The organism is Actinotignum sanguinis (assembly GCF_030230305.1).
Classification (GTDB): Bacteria; Actinomycetota; Actinomycetes; order Actinomycetales; family Actinomycetaceae; genus Actinotignum; species Actinotignum sanguinis.
On record NZ_JASPCQ010000023.1, the window covers coordinates 1 to 18,717 of the forward strand.

The window sequence follows — 18,717 nt, forward strand, 5'->3', positions numbered from 1 at the left end:
GAACATCAGTCATAGTCATAGTTAATCCTCAATTTCTTACTCAAATCAAGCATTTACACAAACTATTTGACACCCTCGCCTGCATATGTGCAGGTGCACACCGCGCCCAAAAAGTTGCGAAACAGATTCTCGCCGTGAGCGCGGACGAAGCGAGCGAGCCTGTACCCGCTTCGAAATAGTCGAGCAGCAGGACTGTGAACGGCGGTCGAAAATAATGTGAGCCACGGTCGAAAAGTGCCCCAGAACCAATGAATGAAAAATAGCCGAAGTTACAAGCCTCTCCGGAGGGGGCAAGTGTTTTCTGACGTGTACTTCATTTGTCGTACAGGCGCAGTACACCTCTGAAAACACATAGTCCCTCCCTCACAGCCCTAGAAAGTTGTCGTAGTTGCGGCGTAGGCTTCATGGCAACAGCGCCCTCGAGGCGCTGTACAAACTCACCACATCTCAAGTACTCGCATAGAATGAAAGGGTGGTTCCCGTGGCATATACACCAACGATCACCATACGGATTGATCCGGAATTGAAATTCGAGGCGGAATCTGTTTTCCGAGGTTTTGGGTTGTCCATGACCGAAGCAATCCGCATTTTTCTTCACAAGGCAGTCATGGTTGGGGGATTCCCCTTCCCCGTGAGGGCGCTGAAGTTTCAAGCTACAACGGAGAAAATCATGATTACGAACGAATCAGAGTATTACGCTCCCAACGACATCGTAGACGATGACGAATTTCCGTGGGACTACTTCGAGTCCCGCCGGATTAACGGCGCCGTGCAGTAGCGCTTTAAATGCAGTGGGTGGGCGCGCGAGGACCTCGCACGCCCACCCACTTGCGTTCTCTACTCAGAGCCGCGCTCGCGTACAGCCAACGCTGCACTCCGGTGGCACCGGCCGCCCGGCCCGCGCCGCAGGCCCGCGCTACCGGCCCGCGCCAACGTTAATCCCCGAGCCACTCCAGCATGCGGTAGAGCAACTGGGTGGCGCCGGGCATGAAGCCGGCCCCGTGATGGTAAGTGGCATCCATCGTGGAAACCACCAGCTCGGCCGGGAAAGTCACATTATCGTGGTAGAGCAATATATTCGGGTGATCGGGAAGTGCCAAATAATGCCCACCCCAGGGATCAACACCCGGCCCGGTCTGCTCCACCTGCGTGAGCACCACCAGCGGCGTCGCCCCCGCCGGAGGCGCGAGCACCCCGTGATAATGCCAGTGGACGGCCTCATCGGAAAGATACTGCCAGAGCGGGTGGTCGGTGTTCACCGAGCGCCGCCCCAGATCCTCGCCGGTACGCCAGGACCAGAAATTCGTGCCGCGCGGAGTCTCGGAGGTCCCCGGCAGCCAGCTATCCACCTGGTTAATACCATCGATAAATACTTTTTTACCGGTCTGCCCCAGGAATTCCAGCACCTGGCCGTGCTGCGCGGCCACTACACCCGGGTGGTTGCGCGCCGCCAGATACACGGCGTCGAACTCCGAAAAATCACCTGAATAATCCGGCCAGTACACGGGGGTGACCGGGCGTGCCCGCACGGCCGGATCCTTCACGGTCGCGAGGTGGAAAAACGAACCGGTGTGCACAAATGCTATTTTCTTCATCGTTACTTCTCCAGATACTCGGTGATAGCACGGCGCAGCCCGGCGGCGGACGTCCCCGGGAAAGCGAAACCGCTGAGATCATTACCGTTGTGGACAATCACTTCGCCTTCACCCAGCCGGTAACTGACATCCACCGGCAGCTTACCCGGGCCGATTCCAGTGATCACCCGCGCGCCTTCGGGCAGCTCAGCCAGGAAAGAACGCGCGTAAAAACCGGCCACCCCGATCTCGCGTAATTCCTCGAAAGAATGTTGGCCGGGCACGCCGGTGCGCAACAGAATATCGCGCCGCTCCACGCCTTCCCAGATCGGATGCGGCTCCACCGCGCTCAGCCACACATCATCAAGCCCGTGAAATTCTATTTTCCGGTGGCTCGGCAACCCATCCACCCAGCGCCGCATCGGCAGGCCGTTGGCCAGCAGTTTCCCGCCCGCGCGCACCCAGGCGCTCAGGCGCTCGCGCTGAGTTTCCAAGAAAAGCTGATCGGCGCCCATCGACACCACGATCCCGCGATATCCCGTGAGGTCAGTGCCGGGCAGCTCGTAGGTATCAATAAGATCAGGTGGCGTGCTCGCATCGCGCACCGTATTCATAATCGTGAGAATATTACCCATCGTGGTCCTTTCTTTGCGAGGGCGGTGTGGAAGCGGAAGGGGCGGCGTCGTCGTTCGCACTAAAATCTGGGACGACGACGCACTGCGAGCCACGGTCAACCGGAACATCACGGACCCGAATCGGAGTGCGGTAAAGCGTGCTCAGCCGCGCTTCGGTGAGTTGCCGTGCGGTTTCCCCAATGGAGAGGCCATCGGCATCCATGACAAGGGTGGTGCGTGAGGTCAGGAAAGCGTGCGCCGGGTCGTGCGTGGTCATAATAATGGCCAGGCCCTCGGCCGCGAGCGTGCGAATAATCGTGAGGACACGGCGTTGATTACGCAGGTCCAATGCGGAAGTTGGCTCATCTAAAATGAGGGTACTCGGCGTGGCAACCAGCGCGCGGGCAATGAGCGTGAGCTGGCGTTGCCCGCCGGAGAGCTCGGCATACGTAGCCCCACCCAGGTGTGCGATGCCTACCCGTTCGAGGGCCTCCCACGCGGCCTCGCTATCGGCCGCCGAGGGGCTGGCGAAAACTCGCATGGTGCGAGCCCGGCCCATGAGGACCATGTCATGCACGGTGAACTGGTGGTTCGCCGCGTGGGATTGCGGCACGTAGCCGATGGGCCCGTCCGAATGCACGGTGCCTTCCACCGGGGTGCGCACCCCGGCCAAGCAGGTCAGCAGGGTGGTTTTCCCGCGCGCATTCGGGCCGAGCACCGTGAGCACTTCGCCGGGGCGGGCTTCCAGTTCAACACCGCGGAACAGCCACGGGCCACCACGATAGTGATGCCCAAGATTTTCTGCCTTAAGCAAGAGCCCGCCCTTTCCGTGCGCGCCGAATGAGCAGCCCGATAAATACCGGGGCGCCGATGGTGGCGGTCAAAATTCCCACCGGGATTTCCACCGAGGTCGCATTGCGCGCAATCGTGTCAATAATGAGGAGATACATCCCACCCATGAGGAAAGACTCCGGGATAACCACGCGATTATCGTGCCCCACCAGCAGGCGCACCAGATGCGGGATCACCAGACCCACCCAACCAATAATGCCAGCGGCGGCCACCGAAGCCGCGGTGAGAAGAGCGACGGCGAAAATGCACACCCAGCGCATCGTACTCGGATTAATGCCGAGTGCTCGGGCATCCTCATCACCTAGCGAGAGCACATTAATACGCCAGCGCAGCGCCACCACCACGATAAGGCCAATAATGACGGGAATAATAATGGTGGTTACTTTTGCCCACGACGCCGCAGCTAAGGAGCCCATGAGCCAGAAGGTAATCGATGGAAGTTTGCTGTACGGGTCGGCCACGTAGGTCATGAGGGAGACCATCGCATTAAAGAACGCGGAAACTACCACGCCTGCCAACACGATGGTCAGCGTGGCCGAATGGGAGCGAATCCGCCCGATGAGCATCACGCAGACCACCGCGGAGAGCCCGAAAATGAAAGTGGAACCCATGAGGATGAAACTCGAGGTGCCCACCAGAATCGCCAGTACCCCGCCGAAGGCAGCCGCGGAGGACACCCCTACGATATCGGGGGAGACCAGCGGATTTCGGAACAGGGACTGGAGCACCGCGCCAGAAACAGCCAGGCAACCACCGAGCACCACGGCAAGAACGACCCGCGGAGCCCGAATCTGGTTAATGGCCACGAGGGCCGAGCGATCCACATCATCCGGACTTGAGAAGAGAATACGCACCACGTCCGGAGCACTAATGGAGAGCTGGCCCATGCCCATCGCCACCACCATCGCGCCGAGCAGCGCGATGGTGGTGATAACTAGCACCGCGAAAGCCGCGGTGCGGCGCCGGGCGATGGTGCTGGTCGCTGAATCTGCGGATTTAGCGGACAACGTCATAATTGGCGCTGCCGGCATTAATATCGGTGCGCAGAACTAGATCGATATCTTCGTCGGTGAGATCGTAGTTGTAGACCCACTTCGTCTTTTCGCGCATGAGCGCGGGCATATCGACCTTGAATTCACCCGGGTAGGCGAGGGCCGCTACGTAATTCCAGTACAGCGGGGATTCCGCGCACGGAACCTGCCAGCGGTACACGCCCAGCGGGGCGCGGTAGACGCGCTTATTCTTAATCGCACTTACTTCGGCCAGGCGCGGATCGTTGTAAAGGTCATCGGGAACGGCCTTGTCGAAAGCGGAAAGGAAAATAATTTCCGGATCCCAGGCCAGGATCTGCTCCGGGGAGACGATTCCATCCTGCACCACATCCGAGGTGGCCATATTCTGAATTCCGGCCACATCAAATACGTGCTGCCCGTAGCTCTTTTCGGTATTTGCGGACATTTTCTCCGCCGAGTAGCTCAGCTGCAGCCCGCGCGGCTTGGGCTTGCCCAGCGCTGCGACCTGCTTGGATATCGACTCCTGTTCGCTGTGCATATAGTCGATGAGTTGCGCGGCGCGATCTTCCTTGCCGAGAATTTCACCGAAAAGCTTGATCCAGGTTTCCAGATTTTCCTGGGTGCCGTACTTGAGCCCGAGCACCGGAATACCGGCCGACTCAATCGGGGTAATAAGATCCTCGCTACGGTCACCCCACTGAATAAATACATCCGGATCCTGCGCCAGAATAGTTTCCATATTCGGGGTGAATTGACGATCCGCGATGACCGGGGTGGTCACCGAGGCAGGGAAAATCTTCGAAATAATGCCCTGTTTATTGGCGACCAGCAGCGATTCGTTAATCCCAACAATGCGATCCCAGGATCCATCTACCGCGGCAATAATGGTGGGCGCGGGGATCACCGCGGAGGCAATTTTTTGCACCGGGCGCGTGACTTCCACCTGGTGGCCGCGCTGATCGGTCACGGTGATCGGGCCGCTTGCGGCATCGCCCGTGGCGGGGGAGGCCGACGACGCAGCTGCGCTGGCACCACTCGAGCTGGTAGGTGATTCGGTAGAGGTGGAAGATGCGGAACAGCTCGCCAGCAACCCGGCGCAGAGCGCGCTCAGGGCAACGGTCATGACACGGCGTTTCACCAATGCTCCTTTGTTAGCGGTCGGGGCGTGAAGCCGAGTCCCGACCTAGTGGTTAGGTGACCCTAACTTTATGGAGTGAAGTGCGGAGTGTCAACAGTTATGTGGCGTGAAAATCCTTGTATATGCTTGAAAATCCAGGGGTGAGTATGAGTATGCGCGGGGGTGGTTGGGCTCCTTACCGCGACGTGCTATTCAGGGTGGTGCCTGATCTAGGGTCTGGGTCGGTATCCGGCGTAAAAATATCTTCGATTTTTCGCTCAAAGACGCTGGCGATGCTGAAAGCTAGAGGAAGGGATGGGTCGAATCTGCCTTTTTCGATAGAAATAATCGTCTGGCGGCTCACGCCTAGGATGCTGGCGAGTTTTTCTTGGGACCAGCCGCGCTGTTTACGCAGCTCGGGAATGTTGTTGTCCATGCCGTTAGCGATTCTTCTCCCGCATATACGCAAGTGCGTAGCTGAGCATCGCGAAAGCGATGACTCCGGCCAATGTCATTGAAACAGTGCCGGTGGCTACGAACGCTCCAATGCCGCAGGCGGTCAGGGTGGCCAAGAAGGCGGTGCCGGCCGCCCGGGTGTGCCAGTGGGATTCCACTGAGAGTTGCGGCTTATCCGCAGCTCCTGGAAGTGTGCTGCGATCAACGAGGGTAACCCAGAGGAGAAGCGTGAGGGGGACGTAGAAAAATGCCGCATAGAGTGCTGTGGCCAGCCACGGTTCTAAAGTGGATGGGTTGAGATACGCGCGGATAGCGCCGGCGATAAGGGCTAAGGGAAGCCCGGCCGGGCACGCGATCTTTAGTGTGGAGATGTGAGTGCCGCGTACATATCCCCAGGTCGATTGCTTGTTGAAGGTGTTAGCCATGGGGTCACCGCCTTTCGAGCTACTGGAGCGGGTATGGTACCAGCGTAATGTCAAGCAGGCTTGACGTCAAGTTAGCTTTACGTTATTTGTGTTGGCGCGGGGAAGTGTGGCGAAGGGGGGCAGCGTTACTGGTCGGTGTTATTGGCCGAGTGTGCTGAGCGGGAAAGTGATAACGCCCTCGGCTGCGGGCCCGGTTATTCCCGTGCCGGTAATAACGGCAAGGAAAGCGGGTTCGCCGCGTTCGGGTGTAATTTGGGCGACCGCTTTTTTGAGACTGTGCGCGCCCTGGGTGATCTGCCCACCTCCGAGTTTGACTTCGACGCCCGCCCACACGCCTCCGGGGAATTCCAGCACCGCATCGATTTCATGTCCGTAGGAATCGCGGTAATGCCGCACGTGCCCGCCCAGGGTTTCGGCAAAAACGCTGAGATCGTGCACAACCGCGGACTCGAAAATGAATCCGAGAGTATCCAGAAGCGTGGATACCGTTTGCCGACTCGACGCGGGGAAAACCGCGTCCAGATCCTTTTTGAGAGTGGCGATGGAGACCTCGGTTGCCACCGAGCGGGCCAGGGCCCGAAGCAGATGCAAGATGAGCTGCGGATCTTGGCGCAAGGTAATAATCCGAGGAACATCGGCACGGGCAACTTCCTGGAGGTAGCTGGTGAGCGCGAAGGACGCCGCCTCGCCTTCCAGCTCAAGCATCCCGGGGAAGCCAGGGCGTAGCAGAGCCTCAATCACAGAATCGAGAGAAGACGTGCTGAGGTTCGGGGAAACGGGCTCCCCGGCGAGGAGCTTGTCGAGGGATACCGCGCCGGAGCTGCGCCCCTTTTCCTGCCAGGTCATCGTGCGCTGGCGGATGCGGGTGAAACGCCCGGCGCCGGTGTGGCGCGTGATGTCATCTGCCGGAACGGAAGAGCCGGTGAGAATGAAATTCCCGAAGCCGGGGGAAGTGAGGGAATTCCTGCAACTGCTTCCGTGTCCATACCCCCAGTCTAGAGGGTGGGTTGCAAAATATAGAGCCCATACGTTGCATTTTGTAGGCTTGCTACGTTGCAAAATGTAGGCCGGTTACGTTGCAATTTGTAGGATTACGGGGAAATGGGCAAAAGTGGTTTTATATCCAGGGGTTGCCTTGTAGCGACCACCCGCTCTGCACGGGTAAGCGTAGATGATGTGAGCTGCGATGCCCATAAATAGCAACGCATCAACAGCAAGCCCTACAGGATGCGCCCCTGCGACATCAAAACAATTTCTTAACCTGGTTGCCGTTGTGCTTTGATTTCGGGCGGATCCTGCGGGCTGCCCGCGAGATCATCACGGGTCTCACGAAGTTCAATAGTCACACCAGCACCTGGGGAGGGGGTATCTGTTTTTAGAGCTGTACTGTGCTTGTCGTACATGCGAAGTACATCTCGGAAAAACATACCTTCCTCGCCGGTGCGGCGTGGCGGCTATGCAAAGTGTAAGTCCGGGACATCGCCTCCCACAGGGTGTGCGTTAGAGACATGAAATCGCCCCGAAACGGTGCTCTCCCGCACACTTTGTTTGCGGGACGCGGTTCACGGTAGTTCCGGGCCGAATCCAAGCCAACGACACGCCGTCATTAGACCCCTTTTAGGGCTGCGGACGGGTGTGCGGACTGTCTATTAGCCCGAAGCTACGCTGCAAAAGAGCCCGCCGGGCGTGCTGAAACGCACCGGCGATCCCGCGATTTGCACGCGAAGAGCGGCACTATTCCGCCGAAGTCGCGCTACGCCGCCGAGGCGGTGGCACCCCGCCGGAGCGAAGCTACCCCGCCAAAGCAGCGGCATTCCGCCAGGTCGGCGCTACTCCGCCGCGGCTCCCAGCTGCCAGCCGGCCGCACGCCGTCGATCCTCCCAGAACTTCCGGTACAGTCCCCCGCTTTCCAGCAGCTCGGCGTGCGTACCCACTTCGCGCACGGTACCGCTCGCGTCGAGTACCACGATCTGGTCCGCGCCCTGCACCGTTTCCAGCTTATGAGCGATGACCAGCACGGTTGCTTCCTGGCGTAGCTGCTGAATGCAGGCGCGGATAGCGGCGGTATTTTCCGGATCGAGGGCTGAGGTGGCTTCATCGAAAAGCACGATAGGAGCGTGTTTGAGGAGCGCCCGCGCGATGGACACCCGCTGGCGTTCCCCACCAGAAAGCATCCCGCCGCGTTCGCCGACAGGGCTTTCCCAGCCATCGGGCAACCGCGCGGCAATATCGCTCACGCCGGCCATATCCGCCGCCGCTCGCACTTCGGCATCCGTGGCGCCTTCGCGGCCCACCCGGATATTCGCTTCGAGGGTGTCGTCGTAAAGATAAACATCCTGGAACACCATGGACAGTTGCGCCATGAGCTGCGCCGTCGTTTGATCACGCACATCCACCCCGCCGATTTTCACGCTGCCGCCATCCACGTCCCAGAACCGGCACATGAGGCGGAACAGGGTGGATTTGCCCGCCCCGGAGGGTCCCACAATCGCGGTGAGGGTGCCCGGGCGGGCGGTGAAGCTCACGCCGTCCAGCACCGGGGTATCGGCGCGGTACCCGAAACGAACGTCCGTGAGGGCAACTTCGCCGGGCGTGGGAAGGGCGACGTCGCTGGCCGGCTCGTTGGGTACCGGCGCATCAAGCACCTCGCGCATGGAGTCAAGCGGAGTGCGAGCCACTTCCGTTGCCATAACGAAGGAGGTGAAATCCTCCAGATTTCGCATGAACCGCAGCGCCACCCCGAGGAAGGCGAGGGTGGCCGCCGGGTTGAGAAGCCCGCCCGTGCATAGATGCACGGCCAGCGCGATGAGACTGACCACCAGCAGCTGCGCACCCACCCCGGAGAGCAGATTGGCAGCGATGCCCAGCCAGAGCGAACGGCGCTGGGCAGCGAGGTTCGCCCGAACCGCAGCCTGGAGCGGCGCGAAGGTAGCGGCCTGGCCAGTGGCCCGCAGGATGGGCTGGCACCGGGCGTATTCCACAATCCGATCCGCCAGATCGCTTTCGGTGGCGCTGGTGGCCAGTTCGGAGCGGCGTCGTAATACCCGAGCCGCGGCGGCCAACGCGCACAGCAGCGGGAACGCAACCGTGAGTGCAAGCCCCAGCTGCCACTGCCAGATCCACATGCCCACCAGCAGCACCAGCGCTGCGGTGGCATTGCGGATAATCGGGGTGGTGAAATGGGCGATGCCCTGGCCGATAGCCATGAGCCCGTCGGTGACCAGGCGCGAGAGGGTACCGGCCCAGCCGGAGCGGAACCAGCCCAGCGGCAGGCGGGAAAGCTGGTCGCCCAGCAGGCTGAGACTGTGGCGGATCACGTCCATGGCGGCCGTATAGGCCATCACCGCCTGAACGTAAGCGGTGAGCAGCCCGGTGACCGCGAGCGCGGCGAGCACGCTGATCCAGCCGCCCACGTCCAAGCCGAGGGTCGGGGTGCCGGTGGACCATGTCAGCGCCAGGGGTACCACGGTGAGGAGCGCGAGCCCTTCGATCATCCCGGAGAGGATAACCAAGGTAATGGAGCGGCGATAGTAGCCGTGGCCTTCCTCGGTGAGGACGGAGCCGTAGGCGTGCACCAGGAGCGGATCGGAAAAACGCCCGGCGTGCGTGTGGTTGCCGTAGGTATTCGTGGAGTCAGAGGTTTTAGGCATATTCGCGTCCTTCCATGAGCCGCACCCAGAAGGGATGCGCGGCTACGTCCTCCGGGGTACCCAGGGCGGAAATCCGCCCCTGTTCCAAAATGCACACCTGGTCCACCCCGAGTACGGATTCGGCGTGGTGGGCGATGACGAGCACGGTGCGCCCGGCCACCAGACGGTTGAGGGCGCTTTGGATTTCCGCTTCGCACTGCGGATCGGTGGCTACGGTCGCTTCATCCAAAATGAGCAGATCGGCGTCGGCCAGCAGGGCCCGCGCGATAGCTAGGCGCTGGTTTTGGCCCCCTGACATTGCGGTATCTTCCCCGAGCACGGTGTCCAGCCCCGCGGGAAGGGCGCAGATATCTTCCCAAATATTGGCGGCACGGGCCGCTTGCTCGATGGCGGCGTCGTCGGCATCGGGGTGCGCGAGGCGAATGTTATCGCGCACGGACATGCGCAGCATGTGCGCGTCTTGCAGCACGAAAGCGACCCGCTTGTAGAGGTCTTTTTCGGAGAGGGTGCGCAGGTCGTGCCCGTCGAGGAGCACCCGCCCGCTATCCGGGTCGCGGAAACGCGCGAGCATGGTGGCCAGGGTGGATTTGCCCGAACCGGACGGGCCGAGCAGGGCAGTCACGGTGCCGCGGCGCAGCGTGAGGGAGACGCCGTCGAGGGCCTGGATGGTGCGCCCGGCGCGCGGATAGGAATAGCTGACGTTGTCGAACACCACGTGCGCGGGGGCGACGCCGCCCGCGGCCTCCCGGGTGGGTGCGGCTGCGGGGGCTTCGGATTCTTCGGCGGGGGCCTCTAACCGGGGCAGTTGCTCCACGCTCGTCACCTCGATAATGCGCAGCGCGGAATTACCGGCCAGCTGATAGGACCACATGCTGGTGGAGAGGGTGTCGAAGGTGAGCGGCACGATGAGGCCGATGAGGGAGCAGGCGATGACCTCGGGGAGGGTGGCGGCGCCGGCGGCCAGAATCAGCGAGCCGAGCCCCATATTGACCAGCAGCACCACCGGCGCGGAAATGAAGGACATGGCCAGCGCGGAGCCTTTCAGCATCGGGCCGCACCAGTCCCAGTAGAAATTCCCGAAATCATCGGCGGCGCGGGCGAAAGCGCGGTGTGCGTGGCCGACTTTCCCGAAGCTTTTGACCACCTGGATGCCTTCCACGAATTCCACCCCGCGCGCGGCGAGGTAGCTGAGCCGGTCGTCCATCTCCGCGGTTTTTTCGCCCATATCGCGCATCATGAACATCTGCGCCGCGAAATAGAAGGGCAGCGGGATGAGGGTGAGGAGCCCCAGTCGCCAATTCACGGTAAAGGCAAAAATGACGAGGGCGAGCGGGGTGGCGACCGCGGCCGTGGTTTCCACCGGGGCGTGCGCCACCAGGGTGTGCAGCGTGGTGGTGTCGGCCTGAATCGCCTTGCGGATCTGCCCGGAGCGCGCCCGGGAGAACCACGAGAGCGGCGCGCGTGAAATCTGCGCGATAATGCGCTCTTGGAGCAGGCCGCGGAGTTTGAGATCCGCGAAATGCGTGATGGTGAGCGCCAGGAAATAGAGGAGCAGCTGGGTGCAAAAAGCCCCGGCAAGTAGTTTGACATTCCAGCTGAGCGCCGCGTTATCTATCGGGGTTCCCGCGCGCCAGGCCGGCAGCAGAATGTCACCGATGCGCACCAGCGCAATAAAAGGCGCCACGGCCACGAGTGAGGAGCACACCGCCACGAAGCGGCCGAGCGCCAGGCGCGGGGCAATCGGTGCCATGAGTTCTTTGAGGGCGCGCTGTCCTTGCGCGCGTTTTTCTTTATACGTATCGACACGCGTGGCGGCGCCGCCGTTCGGGGCGGTGCCGGCATCTGCGTGGGTGAGTTGAGCCGTCATCCCATTCCTCCGCGAACAGTAGGAGAGGTGCCCCGCGGGCGATCCGCGGAGCACCTCCATATTAGGCTCCCCTTACCTAGCGGTAAATAGGACTCAGAAATTACTGTGCAGTAGCGAGGGCCTCCTCATTTTTTGGTACGACGACGCCGCTACCGGCTTTCGCCTCCCGGGGCCGGGACGCGTCGGGGTGGTTGGTGCGCCGTCTTGTGATGATGGCGGCGAGGACGGTGGCCAACACCGAGGCGGCGAACCACAACCCGAGCACACCCGCATAGGTACCGGTATCAATCGGGCCACCCGCAATCGCGGCCCGCAGCGCGTTAACGGTGTGAGTGACGGGCAGCAACGGGTGGACGGCCCGGAAGAAGCCCGGGGCGGTTTCCACCGGGTAGATGCCGCCAGCCGCTCCCAACTGGATCACGATCATGAGAAGCGCAATGAACCGCCCCGGGGCTCCGAAGAGCGCAATGAGGGCCTGGTTGATCGCGATATACACAAGTGAGGAGGTGATGCAGATAGCGAAGGTGGCACCCGGGTTGATGAGATCCACATTCCCGAAGAAGTGCAGTATCCCGACCAGCAGGCCCGCCTGCACTATTCCCATGAGTGCCCCGATAGCAACCGAACCGAGACCGAGCGTCAGCCCGGATACTCGCGCCGCCGTGAGGCGGCGCGAGAGAGGGGGCCTCATGAGGTAGAGGCCGATAGCGCCAACCCACATCGCCAGCGCGATGAAGTAGCAGGCGACTGCCGCACCGAAATCGCTGACGGGATGAGCGCGGGTGGTACTCAACTCCACCGGGGTGGCGCCCACCCGCTGCATCGTTTCCGATTCGCCCGGGGTGTAGACCGGGATTTTTTCCGCGCCTTCAGAGAGTTTCACTTCTAGAGTGGTGGCACCCTCGCGCAGGGTATGCAGGCCATCGCGCAGAGTTCCCTGGTTATTCGCAAGCGTGGTGGCGCCGCTGCTCACCTGGGCGGCCCCGCTGTGGGCGGCCCGCGCCCCGGCGGCTAGTTCGGGGGCGCGGTTGGCCAGTTCGCTACTTCCGGTGGCGAGAAGCGCGGTCCCGTCCGCGAGGCGGGTGGCTCCGGTGGCCGCCCGAGTACTTCCCGTGGCGAGAGTATCAAGCTGCTGGGCAAATTCCGTGGTGGCAGCAAGAGCTTGCTGGGCTCCCGCGGCGGCGCGCTCCGTGCCCGCGGCCAGCTGGGCGGCGCCGTCTTTGAGCTGTGCCGCTCCGGCGCTCGCGGCCTGCGCCCCGCTGGCAAGCGCGGTCAATCCGCCACTCTCGCCGCCCGCGTCAGGTCCAAGGCCCGCATCGGGCCCAAGGCCCGCGCCAGGCCCGCCGCCGACGAGGGTGGCGATTCCTCCCTGGAGCTGGGCGGATCCCTCAAGAAGGCGCGCGGTGCCGGCCTGCGCTTCGGAGAGTTTGGCTTTCACCACTTCCGGGGGCAGCACATCGTACATAGCGATAAGGGTGCTCAGACCGTCATCGAGGGTGCTCAGGCCGCCGGTAAGTTTCTCCGATCCGGCACTCAGCTGCTGCGCTCCGGCTAGGGCCTGGCTAGTACCCTTCGCCAGCGCGGCGTTCCCTTCCGCAACTTTCTGGCTGCCCGCGGCCAGATCGCGGCTACCGGCCGCCAAGGTATCGAGGCCCGCGGCGCTGCGCGTAGCTCCATCCCGGAGCTGGCCGGCCGCAAGGCTTGCAGCACTGGCCCCCTCGGCTACCCGGGATACTCCCTCGCTGAGGGCGCCCGCCCCGCCGGCGGCATCGCCCGCTCCTGCGGCGAGCTGAGCTGCGCCGTCGTTCAAACGCCCCGCGCCGGCAGCCACGGTTTCCGTTCCGGTGGCGAGGCGCCCGGCACCCTCGGCCAGTTCGCCGGCCCCAGCCGTGAGTCGGGTTGCGCCGCGGCTAGCATCGCGCAGCCCGGCACCCAGCTCTCCGGCCCCGCCTGCCGCGGCGCGGAGCTGCTCGCTCAACGTCCCGAAGGAGAGATAGATGCCGTCAAGGTACTCGGCTGACACCTCCTCCGAAACCGCCGCCGTAGCGGTGGAGGCGATGACGCGTCCCACATTGCCGACAATATAGTTAAGGGCATCGTCGGTGACGAAGGAAAGCTGGGCGCGGGTGGCAGCGCCCGGGCCGCGCGCCACCGAGGTAGCATCGTTGGAAAACGACGCCGGAATGCTGAGTACCGCGTAGACCTGGCCATTTGCAAGTTTCTGGGTGGCTTCCGCGGCCGAGTATTCTCGCCACTGGAAGTTCTGGCGTTCCTCGGTTTCCAGGAGCTTGGTGGTGATCGTTGCGCCTAGATTCACCTCGGACCCATCCAGTTGTGTGCCGCGGTCTTCGTTCACAATCGCGGCCGGTATCTCACTGAGGTTGCCGAGCGGGTCATCGTAGGCGCCGGTGAGAATCAGCGCGTAGATCATGGGAATAATGGCGAGCCCGAACATGATAATCGCCGGGCGGATGCGCTCCCGCCAGCTACGGTAAGGAGCAGGCTGCGTGATCTGCTGCGCGAGCGGCTGCGGAGTTGGTGCTGTTTCGGTGGCGGCGCGCGGCGTGCCGGGCTGCGCGGTGGTGCTTCGTGATTTGCTCATGAGTGTTCTCCATAGGCGGCGCGGGTAAAACTGCCCACTTCGGTGGCGAGGCGGGGAAGATCCTGGGGATCTGCGGGTTCTTCGGTCATCCAGTGGAGCACGCGCCAGAGCAGGCCTGCGGCCACCATGGAAGCAAAGTCCATCTCCGCTTTCGAGGGCGGAGGATAGGAGCCGGGCTGGGCAGCCGACACGGGCGGGACCGTTGGTGCGCTTGTTCGCGCTGGCGTGCCTGTGTGCGCTGGCGCGTTGCCGTTCGGACGTGGTGCCTCCGGTGCAGATGTGCCGAACATGACGCGGCCGCGGGCGCGAATGGCCGGGGCGCTGAGCAGGCGATCACGAATGGCCGCGATAATCGGAGCTGCGCTACCGAGAGCCGCGGAGCTGGTGAGGGTTGCGACAATGAGGTGGCGGTGCTCAAGCAGAGTGGTGAGCATGGGGAGGAGTACCTGCCGCTGCACGTCAAGCGAAGGTTCTTCTGAGGTGGGAACCGGGGTGGCGTCAAAAATCGCGTGGAGACGCGTGAGGACGACGGCGCGCACCAGCTGGCTGATCCCGGAAAAATGCTGGTAGAAGGTGGGGCGGGTGACCCCGGCTTCCCGCGTAATCCAGGAGACGGTGAGGTCGTCAATAGCGGCGCCGCTATCAATGAGGGAGGCGGCGGCGTGCACCAGGGCCTCGTAGGAGCGCCGGGCGCGCGGGTCGTCCCCGGCAGGGCCGAGGGTATCGTGTTGGTTTGCGTTCGGCGTTCCGCTCGTGCCGCCACGTGGAATGTCTGCGTGTACCTCTGTCATGTTGTCTAATTTACACATGTAAAATAGGCGGCGCAAGGGGGTGGTATGTGTTGTTTGGGGTGTAGTGCGGATGTCGTACATGCGAAGTACACCTCGGAAAAACACCCTGGCTCGGCCGGCGTGGTGGGTTGGTGTGTCGAGTTGCGTGTGGAGGGCTGGTTATGCGGGGTACTGGGGGTTTGGCTGGACTTCTGCTCCGTGAGGTGAGGGCACAGTGGTCTTGTACGACATCGGTCTTTATGAAGTGGTACTAGCCGACAGGGAATTGGGTGTTGGTTGTAGCTCCAGTACCACTTTGTGGGTTTGGGTGATGGTGCGTGGTTAGTGTCGCCGTCGGTTTCACAAAAAGTAACGCCCTGTGGCGGTAGTGAATAGAAAGCAACGTCCCGACTAGGGTGCTTTCCAGAATGCAACACCTCAACGTGGGAGCTCACAGAATGTAACGCCTCAGCGTGGGGGCTCACAGAAAGCAACACCAGCGCATGATTTAGAAAAGTTAATGTAGTTGCCGTTGCATTTTGTGACCTGGAGGTCGGCGGTTGCCACTTGCTGACTGCCATGCTCGCAGAAAATCGCAGCGGGCAGCCCGCAGGCTGCCCGAGAGTGGCTCAGCACCCGCCGGACGCCGGCGACCAGTCGCACATAGGCCACCGGCCACCGGCTTAAATTCACCGAACCCCCGGCCTGTCGCTCGGCCGAGGGTCCGGGAAAACCACGCGCACACGCTTACCACACGCTTACCACACGCCCGCCACGCGCTTATCGCGCCACACGCCCGCCACGCGCACGTGCACGCACGCGCAAAGCAAGCGCTTAGAAATGCCAGGCGCGCTCCGGCTCGGTGGACTCGAAAAGCAGCTCGCCGCGCCGGTACGAAGCCACCACCGGCGCGTGGAATGCCAGGGCTTCACGCCAGGACTGCGCCCCCAACACAATGAAATTGGCCGGGTTACCCACCGCGATCCCGTAATCGGGCAGGTGGAGCGTGCGCGCTCCGTTATGGGTGATGAAGCGGTAGGACTGATCGATCTGGGACGCCCCCATCATCTGGGTTACGTACAGGCCGATGAGGGTGACATCGCGCAGCGACCCCGTGCCCAGGGGATTCCACGGATCGACGATATCGTCTTGCCCGAAGGACACGTTGATGCCCGCCTCTGTCAGCTCCTTGACCCGCGTCACGCCGCGGCGCTTCGGGTACGTATCCGTCCGGCCTTGCAGATGGGTATTCACCATCGGATTGGAGACGAAATTGATTCCGCTCATCTTGAGCAGTCGCAGCAGCCGAATGAAATAGGCATTGTTATACGAATGCATGGCCGTGGTGTGCGAGGCCGTGACTTTCTCCCCGATACCCGCCTCGTAGGCCCGAGTAGCCAGGGTTTCCAGGCCGCGCGAAGCGCCGTCGTCGATCTCATCACAATGCACGTCCATGAGGAGGTTGAATTCCTGCGCGAGTCCCACCGCGTAATTCAGCGAGCTCACCGAGTATTCGCGGGTGAATTCGTAATGCGGGATGGCGCCGATGGCGTCCACACCCAGCTCGGCGGCGGTGCGCAGTAGCTCGCGCCCGTGCGGATAGGATTCGATGCCCTCCTGCGGGAACGCCACCAGCTGCAAGGTCACGTGGTCGCGCAATTCCTCGCGCAATTCGAGTAGCGCGTGCAGCGCGGTGAGCTTGGGGTCATTGATATCCACGTGGGAGCGGATGTATTGGATCCCGAAACGCACCTGCTGGCGGATCGCCCGCATGGCCCGCTCCTTGACATCCTCCACCGTGAGCTTTGCCTTGCGCTGCGACCAGATCTCGATGCCCTCGAAGAGGGTGCCAGATTCGTTGGGATGCGGATCGCCCTCGGTCATCGTGGTGTCCAGGTGGACGTGAGATTCCACGATGGGGGGCAGGGCCAGGCGCCCGCCGAAGTCGCGGACCTGCGCGGCTGGCGCGTGACCCGGCTGCGCCGTCGTACCGGACACGGGTGCGGGTGCCGAAGCTGCGGGTGTGATCGCGGTGATGATGCCGTCGGTCACGGTGATATCGGACAGGTGGTCAGCGTTTTCGATGCGCAGATTCCGGAAAATCTGGGTGCTCACGGATGCTCCTTTCGGTTGCGCGGGTACGGGTGCAGTGCGGTGCGCGGGCGGTTACTTCATTGTGGCGACGACGCCGCGGCCAGCGAAATACACGGCCAGCGCGGCAACGATAGCGTTGAGCGAGGCAATCCCCACCGGGATGGTCCAGCCCACCAGGGCCCCGGCAGCCACCGCGATAACCGCAGGCCAGGCCACCGCGCGGGTCGCTGAAGTATTCGAGGTATCCGCGGCGCAGATCCGACCGGTTTCCACCGCCTCCACAATGGCGTGGTAGGCGCGGCGGTTGGCGAAGTAGTCGGCCACCAGCACGGTGCCGATCGGGGGCAGGGTGGCGTTGAGGAAACTCAGCCAGCCCACGAAGTTGTCGTAGAGCCACAGCGCGCACAGGGTGCCGAGAATGCCGGCGATAATAACCAGCGGCTTCTTGGGGCGCTTCGTCATATTCGCGAAGCCCAGGCCGGTGGTGTAGAGGGCGTTGTTATTCGTGGTCCAAATATTGGCGCCCAGCACGATAAGGGCCGGGAAAGCCAGGCCCTGAGCGATCATCACGTAGAAAATATCGTCCTTGCCGGTGAAGGCACCGCCCACCGCGCCGAAGGAGAACATGAGGGTGTTGCCGAGGAGGAAGGCGATAACGGTGGTGATAACCGCGGATTTCGCGGAGCCGGCGAAGCGGGTGAAGTTCGGGGTGGCCGAGCCGCCCGAGATGAAGGATCCGACCACCAGGCCAACTCCCACCATCACCGGCATGCCGCTGGTGTTGGCGAAGATGCGGGTGAGGCCGCCGCCGTCCACCGTGGCGGTCACCATCGAGTAGGTGCCCAGCCCGGCGATGAGCGGCACGGAGATGAAGGAGACGATCTCGATGGCCTTGATGCCGTAGTAGGCGGAGGCGGTCATAAGGCCGCCGGCGATCAGCACGATCGGCCAGGGGCTAATATTGAGGATTTCCGCGGTGGGGATAGCGAACATGGCCACCCCCACGCCGAACCAGCCCATCTGGGTGAAGGCGATGAGGAAGGAGGGAAGGAAGGAGCCGAAGCGGCCGAAGGAATGGCGGGCGAGTTCGTCCACGCCCATCCCGGTTTTCGCGCCCACGTAGGCCAGCGCCCCGGTGAAGGTGGCGAGGATGGCGCCGCCGATGGAGACGGCGGCCACGAAGCCGCCCAGGTCTAGGCCGATGCCGAGCTTCGCTCCGACCGACATGGACGCGGAGAAGAAAGTGAAGCCGAGCATAACAAAGCCGACGGCCCAAAAGGAACGTCGGCTTGAAGTGGGAACAACTCCGAATGAGAAATCCTCGTCCGGCCGGTTGTTAACTCCTGCGGAATCAGGAACACCGGAAACGCCGGAACTGGCGGGAACGGTGAGATTCCCATCGATAGGGTGATCAATCGGGTAAGTGGCGGTCGTGGTTGTCGTTTCCGTCACGGACATAAGTGCGTGTGCCTCCGAATTTTCCTGAGCCTTCCTGATTTTGGCTCAAATTGCCAATAGCATATTCCTCTCCCGGGCCGGAGGGAAATTTTTTCGGCGTGAAACGGCTCTCAGTAGCGTGGCTGGCATTTAAAGGTACGACGACGGTGGGGCTGTATCAGAAGTTCCTGTGTGGGAGGGGAGCACCCCGGTTTTCCGGGTGTGCTCCCCTCCTTGTTCCCCACG

At 62.3% G+C, this 18,717-nt stretch carries 15 protein-coding genes; 1 reads left to right on the forward strand and 14 read right to left on the reverse strand.

Features of this window, described 5'->3' with window-relative positions; all coding sequences use genetic code 11:
* Positions 1 to 481: 481 nt before the first annotated feature.
* Positions 482 to 778, forward strand: coding sequence for a type II toxin-antitoxin system RelB/DinJ family antitoxin (locus QP828_RS08385; protein ID WP_016441906.1), 297 nt, complete (start codon positions 482 to 484; stop codon positions 776 to 778).
* A gap of 157 nt (positions 779 to 935) precedes the next feature.
* Here QP828_RS08385 and QP828_RS08390 read toward each other — a convergent pair whose 3' ends face one another.
* From QP828_RS08390 to codB, 14 genes are all read right to left on the reverse strand, one after another.
* A complete protein-coding gene (locus QP828_RS08390) occupies positions 936 to 1,595 on the reverse strand; it encodes a hypothetical protein (RefSeq protein WP_274734554.1) in 660 nt (219 codons plus the stop codon).
* Between the two features lie 2 nt (positions 1,596 to 1,597).
* On the reverse strand, positions 1,598 to 2,209 hold the full coding sequence (locus QP828_RS08395; protein ID WP_274734552.1) for a hypothetical protein: 612 nt from the start codon (positions 2,207 to 2,209) through the stop codon (positions 1,598 to 1,600).
* Positions 2,202 to 3,002 carry an ABC transporter ATP-binding protein gene (locus tag QP828_RS08400; protein WP_274734550.1) on the reverse strand — a complete coding sequence of 267 codons (801 nt, stop codon included), beginning with the start codon at positions 3,000 to 3,002 and terminating at the stop codon, positions 2,202 to 2,204. Before QP828_RS08400 ends, QP828_RS08395 begins: the two co-directional genes overlap by 8 nt.
* Positions 2,995 to 4,053, reverse strand: coding sequence for a FecCD family ABC transporter permease (locus QP828_RS08405; protein ID WP_284891550.1), 1,059 nt, complete (start codon positions 4,051 to 4,053; stop codon positions 2,995 to 2,997). Before QP828_RS08405 ends, QP828_RS08400 begins: the two co-directional genes overlap by 8 nt.
* Positions 4,037 to 5,191 (reverse strand): ABC transporter substrate-binding protein, encoded by a 1,155-nt coding sequence (locus QP828_RS08410; RefSeq protein ID WP_274736337.1) that lies wholly within the window; start codon positions 5,189 to 5,191, stop codon positions 4,037 to 4,039. Before QP828_RS08410 ends, QP828_RS08405 begins: the two co-directional genes overlap by 17 nt.
* A 175-nt stretch (positions 5,192 to 5,366) precedes the next feature.
* Positions 5,367 to 5,606 (reverse strand): helix-turn-helix transcriptional regulator, encoded by a 240-nt coding sequence (locus tag QP828_RS08415; RefSeq protein WP_274734544.1) that lies wholly within the window; start codon positions 5,604 to 5,606, stop codon positions 5,367 to 5,369.
* 4 nt (positions 5,607 to 5,610) lie between these two features.
* Positions 5,611 to 6,051 (reverse strand): hypothetical protein, encoded by a 441-nt coding sequence (locus tag QP828_RS08420; protein WP_274734542.1) that lies wholly within the window; start codon positions 6,049 to 6,051, stop codon positions 5,611 to 5,613.
* Positions 6,052 to 6,189: 138 nt separating this feature from the next.
* Positions 6,190 to 6,897 carry a DUF4143 domain-containing protein gene (locus tag QP828_RS08425; RefSeq protein WP_274734541.1) on the reverse strand — a complete coding sequence of 236 codons (708 nt, stop codon included), beginning with the start codon at positions 6,895 to 6,897 and terminating at the stop codon, positions 6,190 to 6,192.
* Between the two features lie 983 nt (positions 6,898 to 7,880).
* Complete coding sequence (locus QP828_RS08430; protein WP_274734539.1) at positions 7,881 to 9,701, reverse strand: ABC transporter ATP-binding protein; 1,821 nt, start codon at positions 9,699 to 9,701, stop codon at positions 7,881 to 7,883.
* Positions 9,694 to 11,568: an ABC transporter ATP-binding protein gene (locus QP828_RS08435; RefSeq protein WP_284891554.1), complete on the reverse strand. Its 1,875-nt coding sequence runs from the start codon at positions 11,566 to 11,568 to the stop codon at positions 9,694 to 9,696. Before QP828_RS08435 ends, QP828_RS08430 begins: the two co-directional genes overlap by 8 nt.
* A 100-nt stretch (positions 11,569 to 11,668) precedes the next feature.
* Complete coding sequence (locus QP828_RS08440) at positions 11,669 to 14,170, reverse strand: YhgE/Pip domain-containing protein (protein WP_284891556.1); 2,502 nt, start codon at positions 14,168 to 14,170, stop codon at positions 11,669 to 11,671.
* Positions 14,167 to 14,961, reverse strand: coding sequence for a TetR/AcrR family transcriptional regulator (locus QP828_RS08445; protein WP_284891557.1), 795 nt, complete (start codon positions 14,959 to 14,961; stop codon positions 14,167 to 14,169). The genes QP828_RS08440 and QP828_RS08445 overlap by 4 nt, the downstream gene beginning before the upstream one ends.
* Positions 14,962 to 15,774: 813 nt before the next feature.
* A complete protein-coding gene (codA, locus tag QP828_RS08450) occupies positions 15,775 to 17,055 on the reverse strand; it encodes a cytosine deaminase (protein ID WP_284891559.1) in 1,281 nt (426 codons plus the stop codon).
* Between the two features lie 51 nt (positions 17,056 to 17,106).
* Positions 17,107 to 18,492: a cytosine permease gene (gene codB / locus QP828_RS08455; protein ID WP_284891560.1), complete on the reverse strand. Its 1,386-nt coding sequence runs from the start codon at positions 18,490 to 18,492 to the stop codon at positions 17,107 to 17,109.
* Between the last annotated feature and the right edge of the window lie 225 nt (positions 18,493 to 18,717).